General features: G+C 37.9%; 42 protein-coding genes. All 42 read left to right on the top strand.

Annotated elements, in window-relative coordinates:
• Positions 1-67 precede the first annotated feature (67 nt).
• The 42 genes from C7437_RS05110 (at position 68) to C7437_RS04935 (ending at position 26,659) form a co-directional block, all read left to right on the top strand.
• Entirely contained in the window at positions 68-2,062 is a 1,995-nt protein-coding gene (locus tag C7437_RS05110) for an AAA family ATPase (RefSeq protein WP_111438541.1), read from the top strand.
• Complete coding sequence (locus tag C7437_RS05105; RefSeq protein WP_111438540.1) at positions 2,063-2,308, top strand: hypothetical protein; 246 nt, start codon at positions 2,063-2,065, stop codon at positions 2,306-2,308. It begins immediately after the preceding gene.
• Complete coding sequence (locus C7437_RS05100; RefSeq protein ID WP_111438539.1) at positions 2,309-3,187, top strand: recombinase RecT; 879 nt, start codon at positions 2,309-2,311, stop codon at positions 3,185-3,187.
• Positions 3,187-3,891, top strand: a complete 705-nt coding sequence (locus tag C7437_RS05095; RefSeq protein ID WP_111438538.1) for an MBL fold metallo-hydrolase — start codon at positions 3,187-3,189, stop codon at positions 3,889-3,891. Before C7437_RS05100 ends, C7437_RS05095 begins: the two co-directional genes overlap by 1 nt.
• Positions 3,892-3,906: 15 nt before the next feature.
• Positions 3,907-4,758, top strand: coding sequence for a phage replisome organizer N-terminal domain-containing protein (locus C7437_RS05090; protein ID WP_111438537.1), 852 nt, complete (start codon positions 3,907-3,909; stop codon positions 4,756-4,758).
• The gene (locus C7437_RS05085; protein WP_111438536.1) at positions 4,697-5,527 is read left to right on the top strand and encodes an ATP-binding protein; all 831 of its coding nucleotides are present in this window, start codon (positions 4,697-4,699) and stop codon (positions 5,525-5,527) included. Before C7437_RS05090 ends, C7437_RS05085 begins: the two co-directional genes overlap by 62 nt.
• A gap of 11 nt (positions 5,528-5,538) precedes the next feature.
• Positions 5,539-6,399: a tyrosine-type recombinase/integrase gene (locus C7437_RS05080; RefSeq protein ID WP_111438535.1), complete on the top strand. Its 861-nt coding sequence runs from the start codon at positions 5,539-5,541 to the stop codon at positions 6,397-6,399.
• A 20-nt stretch (positions 6,400-6,419) separates the two neighbouring features.
• Positions 6,420-6,635 (top strand): hypothetical protein, encoded by a 216-nt coding sequence (locus C7437_RS05075; protein ID WP_111438534.1) that lies wholly within the window; start codon positions 6,420-6,422, stop codon positions 6,633-6,635.
• Position 6,636: 1 nt separating this feature from the next.
• Positions 6,637-6,807: a hypothetical protein gene (locus C7437_RS16920; protein WP_170122319.1), complete on the top strand. Its 171-nt coding sequence runs from the start codon at positions 6,637-6,639 to the stop codon at positions 6,805-6,807.
• 147 nt (positions 6,808-6,954) lie between these two features.
• The gene (locus tag C7437_RS16915; RefSeq protein ID WP_170122318.1) at positions 6,955-7,122 is read left to right on the top strand and encodes a hypothetical protein; all 168 of its coding nucleotides are present in this window, start codon (positions 6,955-6,957) and stop codon (positions 7,120-7,122) included.
• Positions 7,119-7,379, top strand: a complete 261-nt coding sequence (locus C7437_RS05065; RefSeq protein ID WP_111438532.1) for a hypothetical protein — start codon at positions 7,119-7,121, stop codon at positions 7,377-7,379. The genes C7437_RS16915 and C7437_RS05065 overlap by 4 nt, the downstream gene beginning before the upstream one ends.
• A 2-nt stretch (positions 7,380-7,381) precedes the next feature.
• Entirely contained in the window at positions 7,382-8,362 is a 981-nt protein-coding gene (locus tag C7437_RS05060; RefSeq protein WP_111438531.1) for a hypothetical protein, read from the top strand.
• Positions 8,359-8,895, top strand: a complete 537-nt coding sequence (locus C7437_RS05055) for a dUTP diphosphatase (protein WP_111438530.1) — start codon at positions 8,359-8,361, stop codon at positions 8,893-8,895. Before C7437_RS05060 ends, C7437_RS05055 begins: the two co-directional genes overlap by 4 nt.
• A gap of 3 nt (positions 8,896-8,898) precedes the next feature.
• Positions 8,899-9,051 carry a hypothetical protein gene (locus C7437_RS16910; RefSeq protein WP_170122317.1) on the top strand — a complete coding sequence of 51 codons (153 nt, stop codon included), beginning with the start codon at positions 8,899-8,901 and terminating at the stop codon, positions 9,049-9,051.
• Between the two features lie 11 nt (positions 9,052-9,062).
• Positions 9,063-9,230 carry a DUF6011 domain-containing protein gene (locus C7437_RS16905; protein ID WP_170122316.1) on the top strand — a complete coding sequence of 56 codons (168 nt, stop codon included), beginning with the start codon at positions 9,063-9,065 and terminating at the stop codon, positions 9,228-9,230.
• 39 nt (positions 9,231-9,269) lie between these two features.
• Positions 9,270-9,680: a RusA family crossover junction endodeoxyribonuclease gene (locus C7437_RS05050; protein WP_245909212.1), complete on the top strand. Its 411-nt coding sequence runs from the start codon at positions 9,270-9,272 to the stop codon at positions 9,678-9,680.
• 30 nt (positions 9,681-9,710) lie between these two features.
• Complete coding sequence (locus C7437_RS05045) at positions 9,711-10,112, top strand: hypothetical protein (protein ID WP_111438529.1); 402 nt, start codon at positions 9,711-9,713, stop codon at positions 10,110-10,112.
• Between the two features lie 31 nt (positions 10,113-10,143).
• Positions 10,144-10,881, top strand: a complete 738-nt coding sequence (locus C7437_RS05040; protein ID WP_111438528.1) for an alpha/beta fold hydrolase — start codon at positions 10,144-10,146, stop codon at positions 10,879-10,881.
• A 31-nt stretch (positions 10,882-10,912) separates the two neighbouring features.
• Positions 10,913-11,167, top strand: coding sequence for a hypothetical protein (locus tag C7437_RS05035; protein ID WP_111438527.1), 255 nt, complete (start codon positions 10,913-10,915; stop codon positions 11,165-11,167).
• A 97-nt stretch (positions 11,168-11,264) separates the two neighbouring features.
• The gene (locus C7437_RS16900; protein ID WP_170122315.1) at positions 11,265-11,438 is read left to right on the top strand and encodes a hypothetical protein; all 174 of its coding nucleotides are present in this window, start codon (positions 11,265-11,267) and stop codon (positions 11,436-11,438) included.
• A 12-nt stretch (positions 11,439-11,450) separates the two neighbouring features.
• Entirely contained in the window at positions 11,451-11,783 is a 333-nt protein-coding gene (locus C7437_RS05030) for a hypothetical protein (RefSeq protein WP_111438526.1), read from the top strand.
• Entirely contained in the window at positions 11,780-12,265 is a 486-nt protein-coding gene (gene ssb, locus C7437_RS05025) for a single-stranded DNA-binding protein (RefSeq protein WP_111438525.1), read from the top strand. Before C7437_RS05030 ends, ssb begins: the two co-directional genes overlap by 4 nt.
• An 18-nt stretch (positions 12,266-12,283) precedes the next feature.
• Positions 12,284-12,541, top strand: coding sequence for a hypothetical protein (locus tag C7437_RS05020; RefSeq protein ID WP_111438524.1), 258 nt, complete (start codon positions 12,284-12,286; stop codon positions 12,539-12,541).
• A 13-nt stretch (positions 12,542-12,554) separates the two neighbouring features.
• Positions 12,555-12,980 carry an RNA polymerase sigma factor sigma-70 region 4 domain-containing protein gene (locus C7437_RS05015; RefSeq protein ID WP_111438523.1) on the top strand — a complete coding sequence of 142 codons (426 nt, stop codon included), beginning with the start codon at positions 12,555-12,557 and terminating at the stop codon, positions 12,978-12,980.
• Between the two features lie 275 nt (positions 12,981-13,255).
• Positions 13,256-13,702, top strand: a complete 447-nt coding sequence (locus tag C7437_RS05010; RefSeq protein WP_245909211.1) for a terminase small subunit — start codon at positions 13,256-13,258, stop codon at positions 13,700-13,702.
• The gene (locus C7437_RS05005) at positions 13,692-14,963 is read left to right on the top strand and encodes a PBSX family phage terminase large subunit (protein WP_111438521.1); all 1,272 of its coding nucleotides are present in this window, start codon (positions 13,692-13,694) and stop codon (positions 14,961-14,963) included. The genes C7437_RS05010 and C7437_RS05005 overlap by 11 nt, the downstream gene beginning before the upstream one ends.
• Before the next feature lie 14 nt (positions 14,964-14,977).
• Positions 14,978-16,414: a phage portal protein gene (locus C7437_RS05000; protein WP_111438520.1), complete on the top strand. Its 1,437-nt coding sequence runs from the start codon at positions 14,978-14,980 to the stop codon at positions 16,412-16,414.
• Positions 16,383-17,402 (top strand): phage head morphogenesis protein, encoded by a 1,020-nt coding sequence (locus tag C7437_RS04995; RefSeq protein ID WP_111438519.1) that lies wholly within the window; start codon positions 16,383-16,385, stop codon positions 17,400-17,402. Before C7437_RS05000 ends, C7437_RS04995 begins: the two co-directional genes overlap by 32 nt.
• A gap of 15 nt (positions 17,403-17,417) precedes the next feature.
• Positions 17,418-17,591: a hypothetical protein gene (locus C7437_RS16895; protein WP_170122314.1), complete on the top strand. Its 174-nt coding sequence runs from the start codon at positions 17,418-17,420 to the stop codon at positions 17,589-17,591.
• A 14-nt stretch (positions 17,592-17,605) separates the two neighbouring features.
• Positions 17,606-17,860 (top strand): hypothetical protein, encoded by a 255-nt coding sequence (locus tag C7437_RS04990; protein ID WP_111438518.1) that lies wholly within the window; start codon positions 17,606-17,608, stop codon positions 17,858-17,860.
• Between the two features lie 95 nt (positions 17,861-17,955).
• Entirely contained in the window at positions 17,956-18,099 is a 144-nt protein-coding gene (locus tag C7437_RS16890) for a hypothetical protein (protein ID WP_170122313.1), read from the top strand.
• A 114-nt stretch (positions 18,100-18,213) separates the two neighbouring features.
• Positions 18,214-18,822, top strand: coding sequence for a phage scaffolding protein (locus tag C7437_RS04985; protein ID WP_111438517.1), 609 nt, complete (start codon positions 18,214-18,216; stop codon positions 18,820-18,822).
• 30 nt (positions 18,823-18,852) lie between these two features.
• Positions 18,853-19,800, top strand: coding sequence for a major capsid protein (locus C7437_RS04980; protein WP_111438516.1), 948 nt, complete (start codon positions 18,853-18,855; stop codon positions 19,798-19,800).
• 170 nt (positions 19,801-19,970) lie between these two features.
• Positions 19,971-20,291: a phage head-tail connector protein gene (locus tag C7437_RS04975; RefSeq protein WP_111438515.1), complete on the top strand. Its 321-nt coding sequence runs from the start codon at positions 19,971-19,973 to the stop codon at positions 20,289-20,291.
• Positions 20,284-20,610, top strand: coding sequence for a phage head closure protein (locus C7437_RS04970; protein WP_111438514.1), 327 nt, complete (start codon positions 20,284-20,286; stop codon positions 20,608-20,610). Before C7437_RS04975 ends, C7437_RS04970 begins: the two co-directional genes overlap by 8 nt.
• Positions 20,607-21,032: an HK97-gp10 family putative phage morphogenesis protein gene (locus C7437_RS04965; RefSeq protein WP_111438513.1), complete on the top strand. Its 426-nt coding sequence runs from the start codon at positions 20,607-20,609 to the stop codon at positions 21,030-21,032. Before C7437_RS04970 ends, C7437_RS04965 begins: the two co-directional genes overlap by 4 nt.
• 4 nt (positions 21,033-21,036) lie before the next feature.
• Positions 21,037-21,468, top strand: coding sequence for a DUF3168 domain-containing protein (locus C7437_RS04960; RefSeq protein WP_111438512.1), 432 nt, complete (start codon positions 21,037-21,039; stop codon positions 21,466-21,468).
• Between the two features lie 3 nt (positions 21,469-21,471).
• Positions 21,472-22,011: a phage major tail protein, TP901-1 family gene (locus C7437_RS04955; RefSeq protein ID WP_111438511.1), complete on the top strand. Its 540-nt coding sequence runs from the start codon at positions 21,472-21,474 to the stop codon at positions 22,009-22,011.
• A 64-nt stretch (positions 22,012-22,075) separates the two neighbouring features.
• Positions 22,076-22,549 carry a tail assembly chaperone gene (locus C7437_RS04950; RefSeq protein WP_111438510.1) on the top strand — a complete coding sequence of 158 codons (474 nt, stop codon included), beginning with the start codon at positions 22,076-22,078 and terminating at the stop codon, positions 22,547-22,549.
• A 14-nt stretch (positions 22,550-22,563) separates the two neighbouring features.
• A complete protein-coding gene (locus C7437_RS04945) occupies positions 22,564-22,884 on the top strand; it encodes a hypothetical protein (RefSeq protein WP_111438509.1) in 321 nt (106 codons plus the stop codon).
• The gene (locus C7437_RS04940) at positions 22,881-25,826 is read left to right on the top strand and encodes a phage tail protein (RefSeq protein ID WP_111438508.1); all 2,946 of its coding nucleotides are present in this window, start codon (positions 22,881-22,883) and stop codon (positions 25,824-25,826) included. The genes C7437_RS04945 and C7437_RS04940 overlap by 4 nt, the downstream gene beginning before the upstream one ends.
• On the top strand, positions 25,826-26,659 hold the full coding sequence (locus tag C7437_RS04935) for a phage tail domain-containing protein (protein ID WP_111438507.1): 834 nt from the start codon (positions 25,826-25,828) through the stop codon (positions 26,657-26,659). Before C7437_RS04940 ends, C7437_RS04935 begins: the two co-directional genes overlap by 1 nt.
• Positions 26,660-26,669 lie beyond the last annotated feature (10 nt).

Raw genomic sequence — 26,669 nt, 5'->3', positions numbered from 1 at the left:
AATGAGTAAGTGAGCAGAAGAAATTTTATATTAGTTACATCTTATCACAAAATCAGGAGGTTTAAACGTGAAAAACGTAAAGTTACTATCCATAAATCTTGAAAACTTTAAAGGTATTAAACAATTTTCGCTAGTTACAAACGGTGAAAGCGTAAGAGTATTCGGTGACAATGCTACTGGTAAGACAACCTTATTAGACGGTTTCTTGTGGCTGTTATTCGACAAGGATTCGCAAAACAAAAAGGATTTCTCTATTAAAGCACTTGAGACTACTGGTGATGAAGTTCACAACTTGAATCATATCGTCGAAGCTACTTTCAATATTGATGGAACAGAAGTTCTTTTGAAAAAAGTGTACTTCGAAGAATGGGTTCAAAAGCGCGGATCTTCTTCAAAAGAATTCAGTGGTCACAAAACAAAATATTACATTGATGAAGTTCCTAAAAAGAAAAAAGAGTATACAGATTACGTCGCAGAACTAGTCGAAGAAGAACTCTTCAAACTGATTACAAGCCCTACTTTCTTCAACGAACAGATTAAATGGCAGGACCGTCGTAAATTACTTTTAGAAATAAGCGGTGATATTTCAGATGATGAAGTTTTTGCTTCTGATAACCAACTTGCTGGATTAAATCTTATTTTAAAAGGTCGTTCCCTTGATGATCATCGAAAAGTGATTGCTGAACGTCGGAAATTAATTAATGAAGATTTGAAAACGATTCCTATCCGAATTAATGAAATCAATAAATCTATTCCAGTGGATGTTGTCGATATTGAGTCACTCAAAAATGATTCGAAAGATATCGAAAAACAAATGGATGAAAACAAAACACTTATCCATAACATTCAGAATGGCCAAGCATTGCAAAGTAAGCAGTTGGAGCTAGGCAAGGTTCAAAACGATTTAGAAACCGTTAAACGTACTTTTGAATCGGATTCGAAAGAGAAATTGTATCAACTACAAACTAAGCTGCAAGAAGAACAAAGTAATTTAAAAATAAATGACATGAAAATCTCTGAACAAAATCAAGGAATTAGCTATGCAAATGGCAATTTAAAACGCATTAACGAGGATCTAGTTAAGCTACGCGATGAATGGAAACATATTAATGCAAAACAATTCGAACATGTCGAAGAATGCGTTTGCCCAACATGTGAACAAGACTTACCAGTTGATCAAGTAGATGCTGCACGACAAAAAGCGCTCGAATCATTTAATGCAAAAAAATCGACGATGTTAGCGGAAATTGATACTAAAGGAAAGGGTATTGCACAAAACAAAAATAAATCCCTTGAAGATATCAATTCAAACATTGCCAATCTTGAAAAATTCAACACTATTAGAAGCGAAAAAGTGAAACAGATAGAGAAAGTTGCTGCTGAAATTGCAACGCTTAAAGGGACTTTAAAAGACGTTTCTGAATCACCTGAATACATCAAGTTTATGAATCTAGGACAAGCTTTAGAACAAGAAATCGCAAGTATTAAAAATCAGTCAGAACAAGCTACGGTTGATATTAAAAACGCAAATATCCAACTTGCATCTAAGAAACATTTAATTGATGCGGAAATCGCTGAATATGCGAACATCGGCAATCTGAAAGCAAGAATACAAGAATACGAGGAACAAGAGGAAATGCTTGCAAAAGAGTATCAGAAACTGGAGCACCAAGTATTCCTTACGGAAGAGTTTGTTCGTAGAAAAGTGGAGCTCCTTACAGAAAAAATAAACGCTAAATTCAAACTGGCTCGTTTCAAATTATTCGAAAATCAAATTAATGGCGGTTTAAACGAGGTATGTGAAACGACTTATAACGGAGTGGACTACGGTTCCTTGAATAACGCAATGCGTGTCAATGTAGGTTTGGACATTATCGAAACCTTATCCAACCATTACGGAATTGTGGCACCAATATTTGTGGATAATGCCGAAGCTGTAACCAAGTTAAACGCAATAGATGCACAGATTATTAGCTTAGTAGTTTCAGAACAAGATAAAACATTAAGAGTGGAATCGAAAGGTGACGACAACCTAACTATTTTGAATATGGAGGTTATCTAAATGACTGAAACAGTCGTAGTCAAAGTGGAATCGTATAACGATAGAGATGGATGCAGTAGAGAACAATTGCTGATTAACGGTGAATCAGTGATGTATGCTGGACCACTTTGGGAATGTCCAGAGGACGCAACTTTAGAACGTGATCTATTAGGTCCCAGTGACTTCGTGAGCCTACTTGAAAATTTAATTAAAAATCATAACGGCAAAAAAATAAAATTCGAATATGAAGAAGTGGAGGAATTTTAAATGACAAATCAATCAGTAGCACTAATTCAAAAAGACATCACAGATGCAGTTAGCCAGAACATCGAAAGGTTGCAGAGCGAGGGGCTTTCGCTTCCTTCGAACTATAGCCACAGTAACGCTTTGAAAAGCGCTTTTTTCAAACTACAGGAAACGGTAGATCGTAGTGGCAAGCCTGCGTTAGAGGTGTGCACGAAGGAATCAATTGCTAACGCTTTACTGGACATGGTTGTACAAGGTTTAAGTCCTGCAAAGACACAGTGTTATTTCATAGTTTATGGTAGCAAATTGCAACTAAATCGCTCTTACTTTGGTACACAAGCGGTATTAAAACGCTTAACGAACGTTAAGGATATTTGGGCAAATGTAATCTACAAAGACGACGAATTTAATTATGAAGTTGATCACGGGCGTGAAAAGTTAGTTAGTCACAAAACAGCTTTTGAAAACCGGGACAAAGAATTACTCGGGGTATATGCAATTATTCAAACGAATGATAATGAGGAAATACTCACAATCATGACAAAAAAAGAAATCGAAGTATCTTGGGGCCAGTCGAAAACTGGACAAGCTGTACACAAAAAATTCCCACAAGAAATGGCAAAGCGAACGGTAATAAATCGTGCAGCAAAAGCCTTTATCAATACGAGTGACGATAGTGATTTATTAGCGCAAGCTATCAACGATACAACAGAAAATGAGTATGAAAGAAAAGAAATTAATCCGCAGCATGAAGTCGATGAAAAAGCGAATACCGAAGATTTAGATATTAAACCAGACAAACCAATCATTGATATGCCTGTTGAAAATCCTGTCAACGAACCAGAGCCGACGTTAGAACCTGAACCACAGCAAGTTGAAGAAGAAGGACCAAGCTTTTAATGATTGAAATCAAAACTCTTGCTACTGGGAGCAAAGGAAACTGCTATTACGTGACAGATGGGGTAACACCCATCTTGATCGAATGCGGTATTTCATTCAAACAAATTCAACAAAAATTAAACTTTCAAACTACCGATATTGCTGCATGTTTGGTTTCGCATGAACATCAAGATCATTGTAAAGGTATTGACGGAGTTTTAAAGGCTGGCATTCGTTGTTATATGAGCGCAGGAACAAAAATGGCCATTAATCGAGATAATCATCATCGTATTAAAACCGTCGAGAATAAAAAGCAATTTACTGTTGGAACTTGGACCATATTACCTTTTGATGTGCAGCACGATGTCTCAGAACCATTTGGCTTCTTATTAGCCAATGAAGATGGTGAGAAGCTCTTGTTTGCTACCGACACGTATTACATCAAATATAAATTTAAAGGGCTGTCACACCTCATGATTGAAACGAATTATTGTCAATCGGTGCTAGATACCAATGTAGAGTCTGGTCGCATCCATCCATCCATGAGAAAACGTGTTATGAAGTCGCATTTTAGCTTAGAAAATGTAATTGAATTTTTAAAGGCTAATGATTTATCGAACCTTCAAGAAATTTGGTTGCTGCATCTATCGGATTCAAATAGTGATGAAGAATTGATTAGAAATGAAGTTGCGAAAGTTACAGGGAAATTAATTCGTATTCCATAAGAAAGGAGTCGCATCATGAGTGAAATCACATGGATCAAACTTAAAACAGATATGTTTGATAACCAAAAAATTAGATTGATTGAAGCTTTACCAGAAGGCGACACGATCCTAGTCATTTGGATAAAGCTACTTACCTACGCTGGGAGAACAAATGCGAACGGATTCATTTTAATCAACGAGGATATAGCTCTTACTGTTGAAGAAATGGCCATTATCTTTAATCGTCAATTAAATGTAGTTCGTCTCGCGTTAGAAGCATTTAAACGATATGGAATGATCTCGATGCATAACGAGATTGTCCGGATTAAAAATTGGGACGTCCATCAAAATATTGAAGGTATGGAACGTGCTAAACAGTTGAATGCAGAACGTAATCGCAAATATAGAGAGCGTAAAAAGTTAGAGTTACCAGCTGTTGCACAACAAAGTGACGTTAGCGTGACGTCACGTGACGAAACAGATATAGATTTAGACTTAGAACTAGAACTAGATAAAGAAAAAGATATAAAGAATAAAGATATACGTGATTTATTCAATCACTATAATTCTAAAAATATCATTCAACATAAAAATTTAAACAGTTCCATAAAAACAGCTATTGCCTCAAGACTTAAAGATTATAGCTATGAGCAACTTGTACAAGCAATTGATAATTACGCAATTGTATATTCCAGTGAAGATTATTGGTTTACAACAAAGTATGCTCTCGCTGACTTAATGAGAGACAAAGATGTTCGAAAGTTCATTAATGATGCAGAACCATTAAAAAACTTTGTAGCGAATCGTAGTTTTGGAGGTAAAACAAATGGAAGACAAGGAACTAATCAAGCGGCTGGAAAACAATATGCAGATGGCCTTAACTTCTGAGATATGTGATCAACATGAAGATTTAAAAAAAGAAATCCATTTGATGAACATTGATGGAGAAATGAAATGTCCTTTATGCGAACGTGATCGTTTAAATGCGGAATCGGAGCAAATAGAGACAGTCAAATTGATCAACGCTTTAAATCGTCAAGAATATAACGTATTTGCCCATAAGAGCGAGTTAAAGGATGAAGGGTTACTAGAAGTGTCATTCGGTACTTACGAAGCTCTAACGGAAGAAGAAACGACAAATAAGCAGCGCGCAACAGAAGCTTATCAAAAATTCCAACAGGGCGAGAGGTTTAACGTTTGGCTAACAGGATCACCGGGGGTTGGTAAATCACATCTTGCAATGTCCATCCTACGGAACTTGAATGAGCGAGGCAATAAAGATAAGTCCTGCTTATATATTTCGGTTGATGAAATGTTGCTTAAAATTCGTGACAGTTTCAACAACAAAGAAAGCAAATACACGGAACATTACTTTGTGGATCTGTTATCAAATGTTGATTATCTCGTACTCGATGACTTAGGAGCTGAAACAGGAGGAACTGGAACCGTAAAGAAGGCAACAGACTTCACGTTAAGAGTTCTTTATTCAATCGGTAACGCTAGGCAAAACAAATCAACCATCATTACTACTAATCTATCAAGAATCGCTTTAGAGGGCATGTATGACCAAAAATTAGTATCTCGATTGATGAAAGATACGTATTTAATCAACTTTAAAATTACATCCGATAAGCGAATTAAAAATATTGAATTTTAGGGGTGTAAAACGTGAGCAACTACACACGCCAACAAGAAAGAAAGTCGCACATCGAACAAAAGAATAATGAAATCCCCGTGAGATATGAAGGGGACATTCGTAGATTCTTGGAATATTGCGTAGCTACAGATCAACCTGATTGTATCGAATCAATGTTGGATTACCTGTATGTATCGTTAAAAGATCAAAGAATCAAAAAGAATACGTGGGAAAGACGGCTTGCAGCTATTCGCAAACATTTGTCTGTCTCGTGTGGGGCGTTGTTCGACAAAGAAAAAGAAGTGGCAAGAGAATTGGGAGCTATGAGGAAAATATATCATGATGCCGAATTTTTAGAGCTAACAAAAGTCGAAGGGCAACCAGTCGCCGATAAGCAAGAGTTGATTGTTTTAATCGAAAAGCTTCCAGTGAGAGAAAAAGCAATTGCGTTGATTAACTTGATTACAGCGAACCGCCCTAGTGAAATGGTTCGTTTGAAAATAGAAAACTTCGACTTAGAAGGTCGTGCCGTCAGTATCTATCTTAAAAAGCAAGGGACGTGGCACGACAAGCGTTTAACGCAAGAAGCGGTAAAAGCGGTAAGGGAGTATATAAAAGCCTTTAAATTGAAACCTAGTGACTATTTTGTAGGTCGTGTATACAAGGGCGGACGTTATGAAAGTGTAAAGATAAGCGAAATTGGTTATACGAAAGCGATGCGAAGGTATTTATCGCATAATCCATACACATTAAGGAAAACACAAATATCAGATATGCACAAAACGGGTGCTGATATTCCGACAATCAGTAAACAAGTAGGCATCAAGTGTAAACAGACGTTAGTAAATCATTATTTGACAGTCGCTGACTCTACTGTAGACAAATTTATATAACAACAAAGGGGAATGAAACTATGAAAATTAAAGAAATTTTAGAACTTACGGAAACAAAACTTATCGCAGAAATCGCTAAAGAACATCTTACGATTGGAGAGAAACCTGCAAGAACAGCTTTAAAACGCGCTGGATGTTATACGATCGTGGGCAGAATAGGGTGGATTTTTGATGAAGCTGAGAATCCAACGAACTTAGAACGTTCAATTTATGATTTTTGCAAAGAGGACAAATAAAATGGCTAGTAAATGGGTACCAGGACAAGGCTTCTTCCTTGTCCAACACTCAGGGCCTATCGACCGTGCGCAAAACAGAAAAAACCTTGAAACATTAGAAATAAGGTTGCAAGAAGCGGAAAAAAAGAATTGGGGGTTTAAAAGTGTCAAAAACGAAATTAGATTTGAATGATAAACATCACCAACTATTGATAGCAACGCTTTCTGCTTTCATTAACGACTTTGGTTACTCCCCTAGGGAGATGTATGAACTGTTGGAAAACACAAGACGACAAACATTCAACACTTTTATGGAAATGCACAGGGAGGCGGAAAATAAATGATTGGACAAAAAGTTACTTTCTCAAAAGAATCCAGAAGACAAATAATCATTGGTGATCTACAACGCATTGGAGTGCATGAAGGTTCAAAAGGTGAAATTCTTGATGCTTTAGACTACTCCACTTTACGCTGCATGCTAAGTGTTAAACAGGCGGTGAATTCATGAGCAGTGTTGGTACTTTCAAAAAAGACAACTCTAAACCTGTAGAGGAAATACTTGAAAACGCTCGGATCATTAACGTGATTACATCTCATGATGCCACGTTAAAAAACCCACACGAAATCGCATTCGTAGTTTCAAAGTTTCGTAGTTACGAAGACTACAAGCAAGTCGTTAGGCATGAAGCATGCTCAAAGAATCCACAATTAAAGCACGGTGCATATAGTGAACATTTATTATCAGCAATGTTTAAGGGGTGGTAAGCGTGACGCCAAACGAAAGAAAGAAACTCAAACAGGAAAGAGAAAAGCTGAAAGTCTACCGCAATCGTTTAATGGCATTGAAAGATGTAATGCCACATGACGAGGAGCTTTGGAGTGATAACGATAAAATCGTTAAGTTTTTTGAAACTGGACAAGCCAGAAAGTACGAGGATAAACTCAACCTCCCAAATATTAAACCTGGTGCACCAACAGTTAAAAGACCGAAACGTGCAGAAATTACAGTGGAGCTAACTGTTGAGAAATATAAAGAACTGAAAGCAAAAGGCGTTAGCGACAATGCGGTAAAAGATGAGTATGGTTTTCACTCGAATAAATTCAACGCTTGGAAAAAGAAAAATAACCTAATGAAAACGGAGGCTGACAAAGTGGAATTGACTGTAGCTGTGTACAAAGAATTGAAAGCAAAAGGCCTTACTGATCAAGAGATTGCCGATAAATTCGACAAGAAAATTGGTTCGGTGTACCAGTTTAAGAGTGTTAATGGTTTGACTAATCAACCAATTAAACCTGTTGAAAATGAAGCTGTATCAGTGGAAGTTGATTCAGCCCACCTGAAAGATGCTGTCGATACTTTGGAAAAGGAATTAGAAGAAACAAATATCTTCGCAAGTGGTGAAGCTTTAAGAGTTAGTGAGTTAGAACAACAATTACATGATTCAAACTTAAAAAACAGGGGATTAGAAACGAGTTTAGAAGTTTATCAAGGAAATGTATCGGAATTAAATGAAGCATCTGAAAACGCTCGAAATGCAGAAAGGAAGGCTATACAAGAATTAATCGATTACGAAAGAGAATATCGAAAATTAGAAGTCGATTATCATAATCAGTCTGGTGAGCTTACTCGATTAAAAGCAATGCTTGAAAAGTTAAAACATACCAGTCAAATAAATGTTTGGTTGATGAAACAGCATATTGGATTTGTGGAGCAAGCGGATGAACTGGCGGAGGTGAACTTTCGATGAATTTAGCAGAATTATTTAAAATACAAGGTTATCTGGATGAAAGAATTGAAAATGAACATCCGGCTCATGCAGGTGAAGATCGCGTAGCTAAAAAGATATTAGCTTTACAGGTCGAGCTTGGAGAGTGCGCTAATGAATGGCGAGGATTTAAGTTTTGGAGTTCCAATCAGGAGCCGAGAATATTGTCGCCTATAACAAATTGGGGAGAACCTTTCAAAAATCCGCTTTTAGAAGAGTATGTAGATTGTCTCCATTTCATTTTGTCGATTGGGTTGGAAGAGGAAATATACTCGGATGCCTATACATTAGAATTCGAATCACTTAAAGAAGAAAACATAGTGGATCAGTTTTCGAGGGTTTTTAGATCTGTGCATGATTTCGAATATGGCGGTTGCGTTGAACACTACTATTTGAAATTAGTGAAGTGGTTTAGCGGTCTAGGTGAAATGCTCGGCTTCACATGGGAACAAATCGAACAGGCATACTTCGAGAAGAACAAAATCAACCACGAACGACAAAACTCAGGTTATTAGGATATGGCTCGCGTGATTACTACTCTATTCAAACGAGGTTTAGTCATATGTGGTCATTTGAATAAAGGTGAGATTACTAGTTTAAAAGAGGAAGGTTGGGTTTGTGAAAAACGACCTAACATCAACAAACATGGTATTTCAGTAAAAGAAAAATAGGAGGCAAGTAATTGAGTATCTGTAAACGTTGTAACAGACCGCTTAAAACACAAATGTCAATCGATACCGGATACGGTCCAATTTGTAAGAAAAAGCATGACGAAGCGGAAGAGGAGTTTCTTAAACGCCAAATCACTATAGATGATGAAATAGCATACAGAGAGAAAATGAAAGCTTGAGGGGCTTCGTGCCCCTTTAATTATAAAAGGAGTGACGAATTGAATATCTTTTTTGAAATACCAGGCAATATACAAGCGCAAGAAAGACCAAAGTTTTCTACAATAAACGGTCATGCAAGAGCGGTAGATCCAATTAAATCAAGGGATTTTAAACACTTTGTAAAGATGGTTGCTGCAGAACATGCACCAGCTGCATTAATTGAAACTGAAATTCGACTATTCGTAGATATTTATAGACCAATTCCTAAGTCTATGAGCAAAAAAAACCGTGCTTATGCAATATCTGGTGCACTAAGACCAACAAAGAAACCGGACTTGGACAATCTAGTAAAAGGAATTAAAGATGGTTTAAGCAAAGTGATCTGGCACGATGATGCACAGATAGTTGAAATGACTGTTCGGAAATTCTATTCAGAGAATCCTAGAGCTGTTGTAAAAATCGATTGGTGAGTTGAAAAAAGATTAAAAGGAGCAACTAACATGACAAATATTGAAGTTATAACGCGTGTAAGACTGTTTTTAGAAGGTAACGTAAAAGAAGATTTGGATGGTAAATTATCAGCTCGCGGCGAAGATAGTGCTTCTCTTTATTACGTTGGTAAATCAGTTCAAGGACCATCAGAAGAAATTCAAGTCATGAAAGACGATGGGGAAATATTCACGCGTCCTACTGGTAGTAAAAAATGGTTTACTACTGACATCTTCTGTGATTGTTTCCGAACTTGCAGCCACTGTAAAAAGTTGATGATTGAGGGCTATGTAATCGAAGATGGCGAAGATTATTATTGTTCGGACGAGCATTTAGAAACAAAGTACACGAGAAAACAGTTCCTAGAAATGTTTGATGATGGTAAAGGCGATTCATACTGGCACGAGTGGTAATGCGCAATAGACAACAAATAGGGGGTATAACATGCAGTATCAAACGATAGGTAAAGGAGAGCCACTAGTTTTTATTCATGGTCTTGGACAAACCCAAAATGCTTGGGAGTTACAAAAAGAATTGTCTGATCAGTTCCAGTTGTTCATTCCGACACTAAGAGGCCATGGGGAATCGTTAGTCACTGAAAACATGACGTTGTTCCATTTCGCACAAGACATATTAAAAATGTTGGATGAAAACGGCATTTATTCGGCTCATTTTTGCGGATTGTCCCTCGGTGGAGTGATTGTTCAAGAGATTCATAGTCGAGCGCCAAAACGTGTGAAATCCATGATTCTAGCTAACACCACAAGCTATGTTCCTAGTTTTGCATTTGACTTAGCGATTCGAGATAGAAAAAATTCATTGCAGCAATTATCCGATGAACAATATATAGCACAGATCGCGTGGAATACATTGCACAAACCAACAGAAAAAGAGTTGCATCAAGCCGTTAAAACATTTCGAATTAACCGAGAAGCGTATATACCATCATCTAGGGCAATTCGTGGGATTAACTATTTACCTTTGCTCAACACGTCTACACCTATACACATTATTGCTTCTAGTAATGATAACGTCACACCTTATTTATACAATGCACAGGTAACGAAAATGTGGGCGCATAAGGCTAAGATAAGCGTTTTAAATAATACGGGGCATCTATCGAATATACAAAAGCCGATGCAGTTTAATCAGATCGTTCGGGAATTTGTTGGGAAGCAGTAGACAACAAAAAGCGACATAGGAGGTATGAAAAATGTCTTTCTCAGAAATGAGTAAAAATGAAGCTGTACAACTTATAGAAGCAAAGATAAAAGGTGAACAAAATTGTTATTCATCAATCGTTAATGAAGCTGTACGAATGATAAAAGAAGAACGTAATAAGGTTGAACTATATGAAAAAGCATTATTGAAAATAGTTGAAACCCCAGAAGATTCTTATAACACGTTTGAAGAAGCATATTTAGAAACTGTAAACGTTGCATTGGAAGTATTGAACATAGAGGAGTAATCTATGTCACAGTTCGACTCATAAAGCACAACACTTCGGAAATACCGAATAGTTGACCATATTGTTAACACCAACAAAAAGGTAAAGGAGAATGAAAATGAACATACCAATCATTTATTTTGTTGCTGTCATTAAAGACGGTGTGATGTACTGGCAAGACGATAAGATTTATCGCACAGAAGAAGGCGCTAAGAAGCGTAAAGATAAATTGTTATCCGAGCATCCAAAGCAATTAACTGTACTGTATGCAGATGATTTTAAACAAATCTGAGGGGGAATTGGAATGATAGATGCTCAACTTTCAATGCTTTTGGTTCAAACTATCTACGCAACTAAAGATGCTAAGTTAATCGAGGCTTTCGAGCTTATCGCGGATCAAGCATTAAACTCGGAAAAACTGGAAACAAAATTAGCTGTAGTTGAATTGTATGCAGATTATGGTGTAGATCAAGCGAATACGTTGAAAGAAAAAAACACTCAGCTTCGTGAAGCTTTGGAGTTTTATGCAAGTAGTGAAAACTATCAAGTCAATTTAGTTGATCAATGGGGACCCGAAATAAACGTCATGATAGATGGTGGAAATAAAGCGCATAAAGCATTGGAGGAAATTAAATGATTAACAGAATTGTACTTGTTGGAAGATTAACGAAAGATGTAGATCTAAAATATACTCCTTCTGGAGTGGCGATGGCTCGATTTACTTTAGCGGTAAACAGAACTTTTTCTAACAGTAAAGGGGAAAAGGAAACAGATTTTATTAATTGCCAAGTGTGGAGAAAACCTGCTGAAAACGCAGCTAACTATTTGAGTAAAGGTAGTTTGTGTGGTGTGGAAGGTCGTATTCAAACGGGTAGTTATGAAGGGCAAGACGGAAAGCGTGTATATACTACCGATGTTGTTGCAGATAGCGTTCAATTTTTGGAACCGAACAAAGACAAAGGGAAGCAAAATAGTTCTCCTACAACTCAACCTCAACAGAATTATCAGCAGTCAAACCAGAGTGCTGATAATCAAACGAATTATACAAGGGTTGATAATGATCCGTTTGCAAATAGTTCTGGTCCAATAGAAGTTTCGGATGATGATTTGCCATTTTGATTTGAAGGAGTGAAGTGAGTGGAAATCAATCAAGAATTATATGAAAAGGCAAAAGTTTTTTTCGATAAACTCGTTGAAGGACTTCGAAAAATAGCACAGGCCATTGTAAAAGTTTTGGATTGGATTAAAGAAAAATCAATCGATCTATATCAATTTGAAGAGGAAAAACCATTATCCAAAAGGAATCATCATAAATTAGATCTCACTCGACAAAAGATGCAGCATCAAGTCATTGAATGTAAGCCAAGGAATCTAATCAAAAAGATTATTCATTGAAGGAGTGGACTGGTTGGAAATCATTAAGAACTATGTAGACCTTTGCAGAAAGATTGAAATTGTGGAAACGCAGCTCTTTCAAGTAGATATTGATTTAGATTACTGGTTTGGTAGAGGTAGAATGCCATTCACAGGCACTGGTGCAGATGATTTCGGAGTTATCGCATCGATAGAAAACATTCAGCATTACCATGATAAGAAACATAGATTGCAGAAGATGCTCGATTTTTATCAAGATATTAAGAATGAAACAGGCGAGAAGATTGATAAGCTTGAAGGGTTATCTTGTCAGGTGGCTAAAATGAAATACATGGAGAATAAGTCATACAAGCAGATTGCAGAAGAATTGGACATGTCTTATGGATATATCAGAAGAATTGCTTCAAAAGGTAACAAAGAGGTAACAATTAATTTGCAAAATGCAACTACCGAATTATAATGAAAACAAAGAGCTATTGTACACGCGTTGTGGTGGTGTATGTATTATACTAACTTAATATAATTAAATAAGGCGCTGTTGGTCGCAGCATATCCAAAGTTTTTTCATTGCAAACGTGATAATTGAGTAAATAATAAGTGTTGCGAACGCTATTAAAAACAACCCAATTGTAAAAAATAGCATGATAAATGAATAAATAATAAGAGTGCTTACGTTAAATCGTGAGTGCTTTTTTAATGTCGTAAAAAGCAAATAGCGTAAATGGGGTGATGCCATTGATTGAACGTAAATTAAATCCAAAGCAACAAGCCTTTGCAGACCATTATATTGAAATAGGTAGTGCAGAAGAGGCGGCATTGAAGGCAGGTTATAGTAAAGCTTACGCAAGAGGTAAAGCTTATACTCTGTTGGCAAATGTCGGCATTAAAAAATATATAGAAAATCGCATGGAAGAATTGAAGTCCGAGCGAGTAGCAAATCAACAAGAAATACTAGAATACTTAACAAGCATTATGCGAGGTCAACAACAAGAAGAGGTACTTCGTGGTATTGGTGAAGGTGCTCAAACGGTTGATGATATTGACGTAAGCGCTAAAGATAGAATCAAAGCTGCTGAAATGCTAGGGAAACGTTATGCGATGTGGACAGAAAAACAACAAGTAGAAGTAACTGGCGCGGTTCAGTTCATCGATGATATAAGCGGTGAAGTAAATGACAGTTAAAAAGCTATCTGAACTCCTTCCTACCGCTTTTCATCCTGCATGGAGAGCTTCTGTAGCAGAAGACATTTTACATATTGTATGTAAAGGCGGTCGTGGTTCTGGGAAATCGTCAGATGTAGCGCATATTATAACCCAATTGATTATGCGATACCCGGTCAATGCTGTTGGTATACGTAAAGTCGATAATACTATTGAAACCTCCATATTCGAACAAATGAAATGGGCTATTAATGAACAAGGAGTGTCTCACCTTTTCAAAATAAATAAATCACCAATGAGAATTACATATATCCCAAGAGGGAATTATATGATTTTCCGAGGTGCTCAAGATCCAACGCGGATTAAGTCATTAAAGAGTGCTAACTTTCCCTTTGCCATTGCATGGATAGAGGAATTAGCTGAATTCAAAACAGAAGAAGAAATAACGACTATCACCAACTCTCTATTACGTGGAGAACTGGATGATGGTCTTTTTTATAAATTCTTTTACACATACAACCCTCCAAAACGCAGACAATCATGGGTTAACAAGAAATATGAGAGTTCGTTTCAACCAAAGAACACATTTGTTCATAAATCAACGTATTTAGACAATCCTTTCATTTCAAAGCAATTCATCGAAGAAGCCGAAGCGACCAGAGAACGAAGTGAGTCGCGTTATAAATGGGAATATGGAGGAGAAGCAATTGGCTCTGGAGTAGTGCCGTTTGATAACTTAGTGGTTGAACCTGGATGCATTACTGACGAAATGGTCGCTCAATTCGATAACATTCGAAACGCGGTCGATTTTGGATACGCTACTGATCCACTCGCTTATGTGCGATGGCATTATGACAAAAAGAAAAATGGTATTTATGCTATTGATGAACATTATGGGCAAAAGATAAGCAATAGAGAGTTAGCGAAATGGTTAATTAAAAAAGAATACCAATCAGATGACATTGCAGCAGATAGTGCAGAACCGAAGTCTATTGCAGAATTAAAAAACGAGCATGGTATTAAGCGGATGTATGGAGTAAAGAAAGGTCCAGATTCGGTTGAATACGGAGAACAATGGTTAGATGATTTAGATTTCATTTGCATAGATCCATTGCGTACTCCGAAAATTGCGTGGGAATTCGAGAACATCGATTACCAAACCGATAAAGATGGAAACCCTAAACCTCGATTAGAGGATAAAGACAACCATACAATTGATGCTACAAGATACGCATTCGAACGTGATATGAAAAATAAACAAGGATTAGTAATCCTAAGGTAAGGAGGTTCGAAAAGATGCCGGATCCATTTAGTGTGACACATGGCGAGGAACTAATCGCTATCATTGAACAAAATGCACCTAAACAAGAAGATGTTATAAAAGAAATATATGATTCGTTTGATTCAAGGACCATGCTTGAAGGCGTTAATTATTATTTTAAGGAATCAGACATTAAGCAACGTAAAATCATGGCCACGGATGAAGGTGGTAACGTGGTTCCAGATAACGATGCTACAAACAATAAAATTGCATCTGGATTCCATAAGATTTTAGTGGATCAAAAAGTTGCATACTTATCGGGTGAACCAATGGTATTTGGTTCAAAAAGCGAGGATGCTAAGACACTTGAATTGATTGATGAACTACTTGGAGAAGAATTCGAGGATGTATTGCCAGAGTTAATCATTAACGTGTCAAATAAGGGAAGAGAATGGATGCACCCTTACGTCAATGAAGATGGCGATTTCGAATACATGATTGTACCAGCAGAAGAGTTCATTCCACTTTTTGACCGTAAAAAGAAAAGAAAGCTTGTGGCTGGAATTCGTTTCTATCCTATAAGCGAGGATGTCATTAAGTTTGAAATGTGGACAAGTAAAGATGTCACATATTACGAAATGATAGGCGACAAACTGGTATTAGATGTGAATGAAGAAGTTAATCCTGCACCTCATTTTTGGCAAGGAACCAAGGCAATGAATTGGGGAGATGTTCCGTTTATTGAATTTGCGAATAATGAAGCGCGAATATCTGATTTACATTTCGTAAAAGGTGAAGTTGATGCTTATGACCGTTTGGTTTCGGATGCACAAAACACGCTTGAAGATATGCAATCGTTGATATATGTCTTGAAAGGCTACGAAGGAACTAACTTAGCGCAGTTTAATACACAATTAAAACGCTATAAGGTTATTTCCATTGCAGCAGACGAGGGCGCTGGTGTAGATACATTGAAAGCGGAAGTGCCTGTAGAGGCGTATAAAACACAATCAGATAAGTTGATGGATAACATATATGCGTTCGGTCAAGGTGTGAATCCTTCTCCAGATATTATTGGTAATGCACCGAGTGGGGTTGCATTGAAAAATCTCTACTCGTTATTGGATATGAAAGCCTCTATGTTAGAGCGTAAATTTACATTATCTTTGCGCAGATTTATGTGGTTTGTATCTGAGTATGCGAAGTTTAGTAAAAAAGGTGATTTCAATTACCGTGATATAACATTTACATTTAGCAAAATGTTATTGACGAACGAAGCGGAAATCATACAGATGGCTAGGGATTCTGACGGGGTTATTTCCAAAACTACTATTCTTGAAAATCATCCTTGGGTAAAGGATGCCGAACTCGAAAAACAACGGTTAGAAGATGACGCTTTGCTTTATGGCGATAGCTTAGAGCCTTTAGGTGGTGAAGGTGATGGATCAACAGGAGATACAGAAGAAGATTGATGAATTAATTACACAATCAGAAACCGTTATCGAAGAAGTGTTTGCCAGAAGATTAAAAGAGCTGCTGTACATGGTAAGCGATATTTATCGGAAATATACCGTTAAGGGTAAAGATCCTTCGTATACCGATTTAAACAAATACAATCGATTGCAAAAAGAATTAGAACTGATTAAGAAAACGTTAAATGCAGACTATCGGGCGGTTGTAAAAACACTCGAGAGTGCACAGGAAACGATTTATATACAAAACTACCTAATGGCAGCGTATCTGTTAGAAATGACAGCAGAGGAAGATATGGGCTTCTCACTTCCATCTATGGAGACAATACAAGAAGCAATACTTAGTCCAATTGAATTCCTAACTCTTCCAAAAGTTATGGAGAATCATCGAAATGAACTAATTAGACGCATCCATATTGAAATCACTCAAGGCTTCATTGCTGGTGAGGGATATGCAAACATTGCTCAAAGACTTCAAAAAGCATTAGGCTTCTCACAAAAGAAAGCTAGGTTAGTAGCGCGAACAGAAGGTGGCCGTACAAGGTCGATTAGTAGTGAAGCGGTAGCAGAACAAGCGAGTAAACATACGAAACTAGGCAAAGTATGGATGAGCTCATTGGACTTGCGTGTGAGAATGTCACACAGAGCGTTAGACGGAAAGAAAGCAGATGCAGAAGGCTACTTTCACTATAAAGGTTTAAAGGCTAAAGCTCCTCTTTTATGGGGTAATGCTCCAATGGATATCCAGTGCAGATGTGACGTTCTTTACACCGTAAACGGTATGCTTCCACAATATCGAAGAGGCAGAAATTACATGGATGAGGACTACCAGAAGAAACTTAAAGAACGAGTAAATAAATACATGGATGAAGGCAAGACGTTTCTCCAAGCTTTCAAAAAAGCGGATAAAGAGATTAAGCCGCCGTCAAAAGTGTTTGATTACGTCACTTATGATGATTGGAAAGATAAATTTGCAACAGCTAAATAAGAGAGGGTGCTCTGGATGATTGATAAAAGTGAAAAGTATCTGAAATCCATCGACAATACGCTTGGTGATATTTTAAAAGAGTTGAAACGTCAAAGGCAAACAGACGAAGTGTATGCCATTACTTTAGATACTGAAGCCGTTTCTGAAGTGATCGTAGAATGCTTTAAAAATATAGAACGAACTAATTAAAAGGTGGTGAGATAATGGTGAAATATCGAAAAAAGCCAGTAGTTATTGAAGCGATAGAGTGGGACGGAACTAATTGGCAAGATCTTCACGATTGGGGCTGTAAATCGGCACAGACACAGGATGATGAATTGTGGATACCGACTCTTGAAGGAATTATGAAAGCTTCTATAGGCGACTGGATTATAAAAGGTATTAAAGGCGAGTTTTACCCTTGTAAGCCAGATATTTTTAAAGCTTCTTATGAAATTGTTACAAACGACAATGACTGAAAGGAAGTGATCCATTATCTCGTAGCTATACGTTAAATAGTACTAATTTTCTTATAATTCACTTATACTGATAAAAAAGTATAAGGAGTTTTGGCATGGCGAAAAAGCATCCGGTTCTCGAAGGTATTGAAGCAATATTTATAGGCATTCCACTCATGCTAATTAGTTTAGCGGTTATTGTGTTGGGTTTATGGTTTGTATGGGAAATATTGAAATTTGTAATTACAGATTTTTTCTAAGTCACTCAATCGGGTGGCTTTTTATTATGTCTTCGTCCTGTTTGAATGACGTTAAAAGTCAATTATTACCTATCGTGTCGTTACACGTTAAAAACGAATAGGAGGAAAATAACAATGAATAAAGAACAATTAGTGGCATTAGGTTTAACAGAAGAGCAAGCAGATAATGTTATCACAGGGTTTGGTACTATGATTCCGAAAACACGACTTGACGACAAAATCAAGGAAGTTACGGAGTTGAAGGAACAAATCACTAACCGCGATACTCAATTAAAAGAGTTAAGTGGGAAAGTAGTGGACAATGTGGAATTATCTGCACAGATTAAGCAGCTGCAAGAAAAAAATGAAACCTCAACAAGTGAGTTTCAAAAAGCTTTACTACAGAAGGAATTCGACTTTGCCTTAGAGCGCGCGCTAAATGGAGCAAAAGCGAAGAATCCGAAAGCAGTAAAAGCGTTATTGAATACAGAAACACTCAAACTTGATGGAGAAACATTATTAGGCTTAGATGACCAATTGAAAGTGTTGAAAGAATCGGATGATTATTTATTCGAGTCTGATAGCTTGCAAGGCAGAACGCCACCTGGTGGAAAGCAACATGTCCCAGGAGGATACAACAAACCGAATCCATTCGCCAAAGAATCATTTAATTTAACAGAGCAAGGCAATTTATACCGCGATAATCCAGATTTAGCAAGTCAATTAAAAACGTTAGCAAAATAACGTTAAAAAACAAACAGGAGGTCATTTTAAATGACAAAAATAGCAGATGTAATCGTACCAGCAGTATTTAATCCTTACGTAATCGAGCGTACAGCTCAACTATCAGCACTAGTGCAAGCAGGGATTGCAGAGCGTGATCCATCATTCGATAAATTAGCAACATCAGGCGGTAAATTAATCAATATGCCATTTTGGTCAGATTTAACGGGAGAAGATGAAATTCTTTCTGATACTACACCACTAACACCAGGGAAAATCACTTCTGGGCAAGATGTAGCTGTACTATTAATGCGCGGTCGTGCATGGAAAGCTAACGATTTAGCAAAAGCATTATCAGGTGATGATCCAATGGCTGCAATTGGTGACTTAGTTGCTTCATATTGGGCACGTCAACAACAAAAAACAGCAATTTCAACATTAGACGGCGTATTTAAAGCGGCTTCTATGGCTGGGAATGTATCTGATATTTCCGCAGGTGTCGGCGCACTTGGTACTTTCACAGGCGAAACATTCATTGATGCAGCGTACAAATTAGGAGATGCAGAATCTAAGCTAACAGCTATCGCTATCCACTCTGCGACATATGCTTCACTTCGCAAGCAAAATTTAATTGAATTCTCTTTAGATTCAAACAATCAACAAATTCCATCTTACATGGGTAAACGTGTAATTATTGACGATAGCATGCCTAACGTTGCCGGAGTATACACTTCATACATTTTCGGTTCAGGAGCGTTTGCATTAGGTAATGGTGCTGCACCAGTTCCAACAGAAACGGATCGCGATAGCTTGCAAGGTGACGACATTCTTATTAACCGTAATCACTTTATCCTTCATCCTCGTGGAGTTGCATTCCAAAGTGCTTCTGTTGTCGGTTCTTCTCCAACGAATGTAGAGTTAGCTACGGCTACTAACTGGGTGCGTAAGTACGAAAACAAAAACATCCGAATTGTACAATTCAAACATAAATTAGTTTAAGAGAGCGCATTATGGCTCTCTTTTTCAATTCTTTTGGAAGGAGTGACCTAGTATGGGTTTAGCTGCATTTAATCGCATGAGACTATTGCAAGCGGAAAAAGAAAAAGAAGAAAAAGAAAAAGAAAAAAAGGTATCAACAAAAAAGACTTCTCAAAAAGTAGGTGAATAACATGTGGAAGCCTACATTCGAAGAAATTTCTATTTTCAAGAGATTGAATCAAGAGAAAACGGAAAAGAAAAACGAGTATTACACAACCATGATTCCAATTGTATTGGAGCGAGCGAATGATTATTGCAAACGAAAGTTTGAGACTACAGATATCCCTAGTGGCGTTTGTTTATTTATTGCAGGAGTTATTCAATTTAACGATAAAAAACAAGGGTTAAGTGGTCGTTCGATGGGGTCTGTTTCGTACTCTTATGATGTCGAAATACCACAAACCTTATTTAAGCACCTCGCTCCTTATAGGAGGTTGAGTTGGAATGGATAATGAATTTCCACATGAAGTATCCATACTCCAATTGATTCCAGGAGAAGATGATGGTTTTGGCGGTACTGGAAAGGCTACATGGGACATTTATGAAACAATAGAGGCTTTTGTCGATACCCCATCATCCAGAGAGATTTATAATGCCATGCAAAGACAGAATCCATTAGATCGGTTTATGTATTACGCATATCGAAAAGATGTTCTCCAGACCATGCGCGTGAAACATGATGGGGATTTGTACGAGATTGCCAGTAAACCAGAAGATCAAGGTGGACAAAACGAGGTTATGAGAATCGCACTCAAGTTGGTGAATCCATGAGTCGAAACAATATAACCTTTGGTAATAAACAATTATCCGCCGCCGTCCTTAAATGGGGTGAGGATGTCCTAGACGATGCAAAGCGTATCATTGCAGATACGGCTTATCTTATCGTCAATCAAGCGAAAGCACTTGCTCCAGAAGATGATGGCTCGCTTAAAAGGTCAATTGAAGTAAATTTCATAGATGATGGGCTTACGGCGGTTGTTACAGTGGGAGCCCATTATGCTATTTACGTGGAATACGGGACTGGGATTTATGCGGAGAATGGTAATGGTAGGCAAGATGCTTGGACGTATTACAGCATTAAGTTAGGTCGTTTCGTCACCACTCGAGGAATGAGACCTCAACCATTTTGGTTTCCAGCAGTAGAAGCAGGTCAAAAGTATTTCCGAAAAGAAATGAAAAAGTTAGGAAGGTGATATCATGTCACTTGCATTTGCAGCCACACATCAAGCTATATACAGTCGATTGCTGAACGATGTACCCGTTACAGCGTTAGTTAAGAAAACTGTAGAAGGAATCGAATATAAAGGCGTATATGACCATTTGACAGAGGATACACCTTATCCTTACATTGTCATTGGGGAACCGAGAACAGATCCGTTTGAAGTCAAAAATACCGATGTGGAAGATGTATTCATCACTCTACACATTTGGAGCAATTATAGTGGCAAGAAGGAAGCATATGACATCCTTAGTGCTTGTCATGAAGCGTTTAAATACAAATTAGCAATAACCGGACATACCGTGATAAAAACGTCATGGAGTGGCGCCCAAGTCTTTGATGACATTGACGCTACGCTAAGACATGGCGTAATTACATTAAAATTCACACTATCAAAAGGGAGCGATTAACCTATGGCTATTAAAACAGGAAAAGACGAATTAATCTTAATATTACCAACAGATAAAACAACTTCATTGGTTATCGAGTACGATCAAATCTTACTAGCGCATCAAACATCTTCTTCACATGCAATTGAAAATGAAATCAGTTCTGAATCTACTAAACAAGGAACGGTTCGTGCACCTGGTATTTCTGCTGAATCATTTGAAGTTGGAGGATATGCAGATACGGAAAATGAAGCGCAAAAAGAATTAATCCGTGCTACACAAGATGGCGTACAAGTGCGCATCTGGAAAGTAAATATTAATAAAAATGCAGAAGGTAAACATGAGACTCGTTTCGGTTATGGTTACTTAGAAAACTATGAAGAATCATCCGAAGTTGAAGGTTTTGCAGAATACTCAGCTACAGCTCAAATCATCGGGAAAACACAAACAGGCGAGTTAGATGCACTACCAGATACAGTTATTGCGCTTGCTAAATACGGATTTGAAAAACCTGGTGAGTACACAGGCGACTTAGACAGTAAAGTAATTACAACATTCGTTTAATTGAAAGGAGAGGGATAACCTCTCTTTTTTTTATGAATACAAATAGGATGAGGAGGGCATACACATGCCATATTTAACGATAAAAGAAGAAGAATTACAAGGTAAAGTAGCTTTTGCATTTGCACGTAAGGCCGACGAATTATTTGGTGACGTGGAAGAAGATGATAAAGGCAAGGTGTTAAATAACGGTCAAAAAACAGGTGGATTAAATGCGGTCTATTTAGGACTATTACAATTCGAACCAACAGCAATCATCCAATTTTGGCAATGTGCTTTAGCTCATCAAAAAAAACAACCTTCTGCAGCTATTATCGAAGAAGCCATTGAACTACGAGCAGAAAATGGCGAGGATGAGGAAGATTTATTTAAGGAAGCATATCAAGCAATTGACACGGCGGGGTTTTTCAGAAAGAAACTAGGGATGTTCTGGAAGGGTACGGAAATGATGCCAGAGACGGGCAAGACCGACGAGGAGAAAGAACAGAACAAGATGGCATACGACGTGATCATGGAAGCGAAGAAAGCACTGGAGGCTTAAATCTACATGGGCTCATGACTGAATGTGTGGAAATACTCGGAGTCGGTGCTTTAGAACAGTTTTGGACGTGGACACCTAACGAGTATCGGACGATTGTAAAAGGTCAGCAGTTACGCAATGTAAATGAACGCGAACAGTTAGCGCTACAAGCTTTATTTACAGCGATTGCACAAAATCCGAAAAAGAAACGAATCTCTCTCAAAGATGTGTATAACGCAGAAGCGGAAAGAAAGCTGATTAAAGACGAAGCGGTGGAAGTGAAAGTAGATAGAAATCTATATCGCCGTGCTTTAACAGACTTGAAAACCTATATGGGAGGAGGGAAAAGTGAATGACAGTCGAAAGGTTTAGCGCAATCGTAGGCGCAAATGTCAGAGAATTTAAACGTAAAATGCGCGAAGTGGACCAAACGATTAGAAGCACGGCATCGGGTACAGTTGTAAATATTGGTGCACAGATAGCCGAGTTTCACCGTAAATATACGGTAGTCCGAAATAGACTTTTAGATATAGCTCGAAATAGTTGGGACGCAAACATAGGCGCAGATACGGCTGAATTTTACGCTAAAATTGCCTTACTACGTGCAAAAGCTCTTGCGCTCGCGCGAAATAAAATCGTCATCCCTATAAGAGCCGCCTTTTCGGGGTTTAGAGAAGGATGGCAAGTCTACCAACAAACAATAGGCAAGATTGCTTCCAACATTAGATCCGTGGGAGAAATAATTGGAAATACGTTTCTCGGTGTATTTATATCACTTATTCCTGCGCTTGCGCCAATTATCGCTAGTATTGGTGGGTTGATAGGTTCGCTTGGTCCTGTGATTGGAACAGTGGCAGGGAGTGCCTTTGCGTTAGTGGGAGCATTTGCGGCGGCTGGGTTTGGGGCAGGTGCCTTCGCGGCGGTTGCTATAACCAACTTAAAGGGTGTGTTTGCTGCATCTTCTGATTTGAAAAAGCTACAAGAAAAATTAGACGATGCCACAACACTAAAAGAACGCACGGAGATCATGAAGGAAATGGAAGCTGTTCAAGGATCATTAAATTCCGAGCAAACGAAAGCTTTGGATTCTATGGGTAGATTAAAAGGTATATGGAAAGGCATTACCGATGGGTTGCAAACCCAAACCCTTCAAATATTCACAAAAGCTCTGGATATTTTTGGTGCCACATTAGAAACCCTTAAACCACTATTCGAGAAAAGCACAGCAGCCGTAGATGGTTTAATGACGAGCCTCGGCACTTCCATGAAGTCACCACCTATTCAAGAGTTTTTAAAATACCTGAATACCTCTGGCGGACCAATGCTTACGACATTTGGACAAGCGTTTGGAAACATTTTCGCAGGTATCGCTTCGATGTTGACTGCATTTGGTCCACTATCAGCAGATACGGCAAAAGGATTTTTAGGCATGACGCAAACCTTTGCAGATTGGGCAGCTGGATTAGGGAAATCAGAGAAGTTCCAAGCCTTTGTTGATTATGTGAAAACAAATATGCCGAAGATCAAGAGTATCGTAGGAGATGCAATTACTGGATTGGTTGATTTCTTTGCAGCGTTTGGTCCTATAGCTTCGGATATGATGTCGAGTCTACAAGATATGATGGGTAGATTTAAAGAATGGTCTAGCACCCTATCAAGCAATAAAGGGTTTCAGGAGTTTATTGCTTATGTAAAAGAATCGGCGCCAAAAGTAATGGAATTAATCGGAAACTTAACTGATTTCTTAATCAATTTAGGAATTGGGATGGCTCCATTGGGTGGAAAGATTATGGAGGTCGCTAATAGTTTCTTTACATGGGTTAACGGCATGATGCAAGGAAACCCAATTATCGGGAAGATTATTGCAGTTGTAGTTTTCCTCGGAGGTATACTCATTGCATTTGTTCCGCACATTATCGCCTTTGGAGCTGTATTCCTTCAAATGTTACCGCATATCAGTAAATTTGGTACGTTCATTTCTGGATTGTGGGCTAAATTGGCGCCTTTAGGAACTACCATTTTAAATCTAGCATCTAGAGCACTACCATGGTTATTGAGAGGTTTTGCAGCTTTAACAGGACCTGTTGGAATCGTAATAGCGATTATTGCAGCTTTAATTGCAATCGGCGTGTATCTATGGAAAAACTGGGATACTATCTCCGCCAAAGCCTTGGAATTGAAGGATTGGGTAGTTGCTAAGTTTACGGAGTTGAAAGATGCTGCAATAGCTAAATTTACAGAACTTAAAACAGCAACGATAAATAAATTCACTGAATTAAAAACCGCTGCACAGAATAAAGTGTCCGAATTAAAAACTGCAGCGATTACTAAATTTACCGAGCTAAAAACGGGTGCAGTTAATAAGTTTACTGAATTAAAAACTGCTGCAATTAATAAATTTACCGAGTTAAAAACAGGGGCAGTTAATAAAGCAACCGAGTTGAAAACGGCAGCGGTGAATAAATTTACAGAACTAAAAACGGCAGCAACTAATAAAGTTACCGAATTAAAAACATCCGCTGTTAATAAGTTTAACGAATTGAAAACCGCTGCAGTGAATAAAGTTTCGGAACTAAAAACCGCGGCTGTGACTAAATTTGCTGAATTAAAAACAGCAGCACAGAATAAAGTGTCTGAAATGAAAACAGTGGTACAAAATAAATTTACGGAAATGAAAGATGCTGTACGCAACAAGATGAATGAAGTCAAAACGAAGGTTGAAGAAGGATGGAACAAAGCTAAGGCCTTCTTAACTAGCATCGACTTAACGAGTATAGGGAAAGCTATTATCCAAGGTCTAATTAGGGGTATTGGTTCGATGGCAGGTAGTATCGCGAGCAAGGTATCCGAAATGGCGGATTTGGTTCCAGATTGGTTAAAGAAAAAACTAGGCATACACTCGCCATCTAGAATTACTACCGCTTTAGGGGAACATACTGGACAAGGATTTGCTAATGGTATTGCAAATAAAGCAAAATCAGCCATAGATGCGGTTAAAGGGATATCTTCGGATATTACAAGCGCATTTGTCCCAACACTTGCAGCGGATCTATTATCCCCTAGTGCAAACATTACGGAAAAACGTAGTATTAATGCTTCTGTATCGCATGATGTGAATAGTCAAAGTAATGTGATGTCGGCTTTATTAGCAGAGATTGCAGAAGCTATTAAAAACGGACAAGAAATCACGCTTAACTTGGATGGTCATCCATTAGCGAAGATATTAAAGCCTTATATTGACGCAATGCAAAGCCAGGATATGTCGAACGTCAATTACATGAATGGAGTGAGAAAGTAATGGACTTGAAAGTTGTTAAACAGACAGGAGAGTCTTTTACTCTCTCTGAAAAAGGAATAATTGTACAAGAGTTTATTCCAGGACCAATCGAAATTAAACGAGAAAATGCTGTACTTGGTGGTCGAGCCGGAAAGATACCTCTTGGTGTTGAGTACGGCACTCGTAAACTTAAAGCAAGTTTGCTATTTATGGTACGAGATCAGTTTGATTATTTAACTAAACGTGACGAAGTAGTGGCTCTGCTAACGATGCTAGAGCCTTTTTATGTGCGCGAAGGTGTAGCGATTGGAAATATGTATGAATTTGAGAAGCCCGGACAGTATTGGGACGCGCTCAACATGTTGCCTCGCGAAACAGTATATATAGATGAAAAACAATGGTTTGTGGAAACGGTTAGCCTAAGTGACCCAGAACAAATAGGGATGATGGGAAAAATTGAATGGGAATTAGAAACGTATACCCTCCCGTTTGGTGAATCTCTTTTAAAAACAAGTCTATTTGAGGTTACTAGCTTTACATTTGATTATCTAGGAAACGCGCCTATTAACCCACGTTATATGCCATTAGAAATAGCCATTACAGGCGTTGGGACTAATGCGACTATCACAAATACCACAACAGGCGAATCGATGGTGTATACAGGCGCAATGAACGCTAGTAATACCTTACGAATTGATAGTACAGAAGGTATGCGGATTACAAAGGATAAATTATCGGTATTGAGAAACACAAATAAAACCTTTATTAGTCTAGCGCCCGGAAAAAATGACTTCATCGTCACCAACTTAACGGATATAAGCGTGACGTTTACACATAAAAATTACTACAAATAAGGAGATGAAC

Origin of the sequence: Psychrobacillus insolitus (genome assembly GCF_003254155.1) — a bacterium.
In the GTDB taxonomy this organism is placed as follows: domain Bacteria; phylum Bacillota; class Bacilli; order Bacillales_A; family Planococcaceae; genus Psychrobacillus; species Psychrobacillus insolitus.
This window is presented reverse-complemented; position numbering and strand designations above follow the sequence as displayed.

Excerpts from the sequence above, each read along its gene's own strand:
- C7437_RS05105 (WP_111438540.1), top strand. The coding sequence starts at position 2,063 with ATGACTGAAACAGTCGTAGTCAAAGTGGAATCGTATAACGATAGAGAT.
- C7437_RS05100 (WP_111438539.1), top strand. The coding sequence starts at position 2,309 with ATGACAAATCAATCAGTAGCACTAATTCAAAAAGACATCACAGATGCA.
- C7437_RS05095 (WP_111438538.1), top strand. The coding sequence starts at position 3,187 with ATGATTGAAATCAAAACTCTTGCTACTGGGAGCAAAGGAAACTGCTAT.
- C7437_RS05090 (WP_111438537.1), top strand. The coding sequence starts at position 3,907 with ATGAGTGAAATCACATGGATCAAACTTAAAACAGATATGTTTGATAAC.
- C7437_RS05085 (WP_111438536.1), top strand. The coding sequence starts at position 4,697 with ATGGAAGACAAGGAACTAATCAAGCGGCTGGAAAACAATATGCAGATG.
- C7437_RS05075 (WP_111438534.1), top strand. The coding sequence starts at position 6,420 with ATGAAAATTAAAGAAATTTTAGAACTTACGGAAACAAAACTTATCGCA.
- C7437_RS16920 (WP_170122319.1), top strand. The coding sequence starts at position 6,637 with ATGGCTAGTAAATGGGTACCAGGACAAGGCTTCTTCCTTGTCCAACAC.
- C7437_RS16915 (WP_170122318.1), top strand. The coding sequence starts at position 6,955 with ATGATTGGACAAAAAGTTACTTTCTCAAAAGAATCCAGAAGACAAATA.
- C7437_RS05065 (WP_111438532.1), top strand. The coding sequence starts at position 7,119 with ATGAGCAGTGTTGGTACTTTCAAAAAAGACAACTCTAAACCTGTAGAG.
- C7437_RS05055 (WP_111438530.1), top strand. The coding sequence starts at position 8,359 with ATGAATTTAGCAGAATTATTTAAAATACAAGGTTATCTGGATGAAAGA.
- C7437_RS16910 (WP_170122317.1), top strand. The coding sequence starts at position 8,899 with ATGGCTCGCGTGATTACTACTCTATTCAAACGAGGTTTAGTCATATGT.
- C7437_RS05045 (WP_111438529.1), top strand. The coding sequence starts at position 9,711 with ATGACAAATATTGAAGTTATAACGCGTGTAAGACTGTTTTTAGAAGGT.
- C7437_RS05040 (WP_111438528.1), top strand. The coding sequence starts at position 10,144 with ATGCAGTATCAAACGATAGGTAAAGGAGAGCCACTAGTTTTTATTCAT.
- C7437_RS05035 (WP_111438527.1), top strand. The coding sequence starts at position 10,913 with ATGTCTTTCTCAGAAATGAGTAAAAATGAAGCTGTACAACTTATAGAA.
- C7437_RS16900 (WP_170122315.1), top strand. The coding sequence starts at position 11,265 with ATGAACATACCAATCATTTATTTTGTTGCTGTCATTAAAGACGGTGTG.
- C7437_RS05030 (WP_111438526.1), top strand. The coding sequence starts at position 11,451 with ATGATAGATGCTCAACTTTCAATGCTTTTGGTTCAAACTATCTACGCA.
- ssb (WP_111438525.1), top strand. The coding sequence starts at position 11,780 with ATGATTAACAGAATTGTACTTGTTGGAAGATTAACGAAAGATGTAGAT.
- C7437_RS05005 (WP_111438521.1), top strand. The coding sequence starts at position 13,692 with ATGACAGTTAAAAAGCTATCTGAACTCCTTCCTACCGCTTTTCATCCT.
- C7437_RS05000 (WP_111438520.1), top strand. The coding sequence starts at position 14,978 with ATGCCGGATCCATTTAGTGTGACACATGGCGAGGAACTAATCGCTATC.
- C7437_RS04995 (WP_111438519.1), top strand. The coding sequence starts at position 16,383 with ATGGATCAACAGGAGATACAGAAGAAGATTGATGAATTAATTACACAA.
- C7437_RS16895 (WP_170122314.1), top strand. The coding sequence starts at position 17,418 with ATGATTGATAAAAGTGAAAAGTATCTGAAATCCATCGACAATACGCTT.
- C7437_RS04990 (WP_111438518.1), top strand. The coding sequence starts at position 17,606 with ATGGTGAAATATCGAAAAAAGCCAGTAGTTATTGAAGCGATAGAGTGG.
- C7437_RS16890 (WP_170122313.1), top strand. The coding sequence starts at position 17,956 with ATGGCGAAAAAGCATCCGGTTCTCGAAGGTATTGAAGCAATATTTATA.
- C7437_RS04985 (WP_111438517.1), top strand. The coding sequence starts at position 18,214 with ATGAATAAAGAACAATTAGTGGCATTAGGTTTAACAGAAGAGCAAGCA.
- C7437_RS04980 (WP_111438516.1), top strand. The coding sequence starts at position 18,853 with ATGACAAAAATAGCAGATGTAATCGTACCAGCAGTATTTAATCCTTAC.
- C7437_RS04975 (WP_111438515.1), top strand. The coding sequence starts at position 19,971 with ATGTGGAAGCCTACATTCGAAGAAATTTCTATTTTCAAGAGATTGAAT.
- C7437_RS04970 (WP_111438514.1), top strand. The coding sequence starts at position 20,284 with ATGGATAATGAATTTCCACATGAAGTATCCATACTCCAATTGATTCCA.
- C7437_RS04965 (WP_111438513.1), top strand. The coding sequence starts at position 20,607 with ATGAGTCGAAACAATATAACCTTTGGTAATAAACAATTATCCGCCGCC.
- C7437_RS04960 (WP_111438512.1), top strand. The coding sequence starts at position 21,037 with ATGTCACTTGCATTTGCAGCCACACATCAAGCTATATACAGTCGATTG.
- C7437_RS04955 (WP_111438511.1), top strand. The coding sequence starts at position 21,472 with ATGGCTATTAAAACAGGAAAAGACGAATTAATCTTAATATTACCAACA.
- C7437_RS04950 (WP_111438510.1), top strand. The coding sequence starts at position 22,076 with ATGCCATATTTAACGATAAAAGAAGAAGAATTACAAGGTAAAGTAGCT.
- C7437_RS04945 (WP_111438509.1), top strand. The coding sequence starts at position 22,564 with ATGACTGAATGTGTGGAAATACTCGGAGTCGGTGCTTTAGAACAGTTT.
- C7437_RS04940 (WP_111438508.1), top strand. The coding sequence starts at position 22,881 with ATGACAGTCGAAAGGTTTAGCGCAATCGTAGGCGCAAATGTCAGAGAA.
- C7437_RS04935 (WP_111438507.1), top strand. The coding sequence starts at position 25,826 with ATGGACTTGAAAGTTGTTAAACAGACAGGAGAGTCTTTTACTCTCTCT.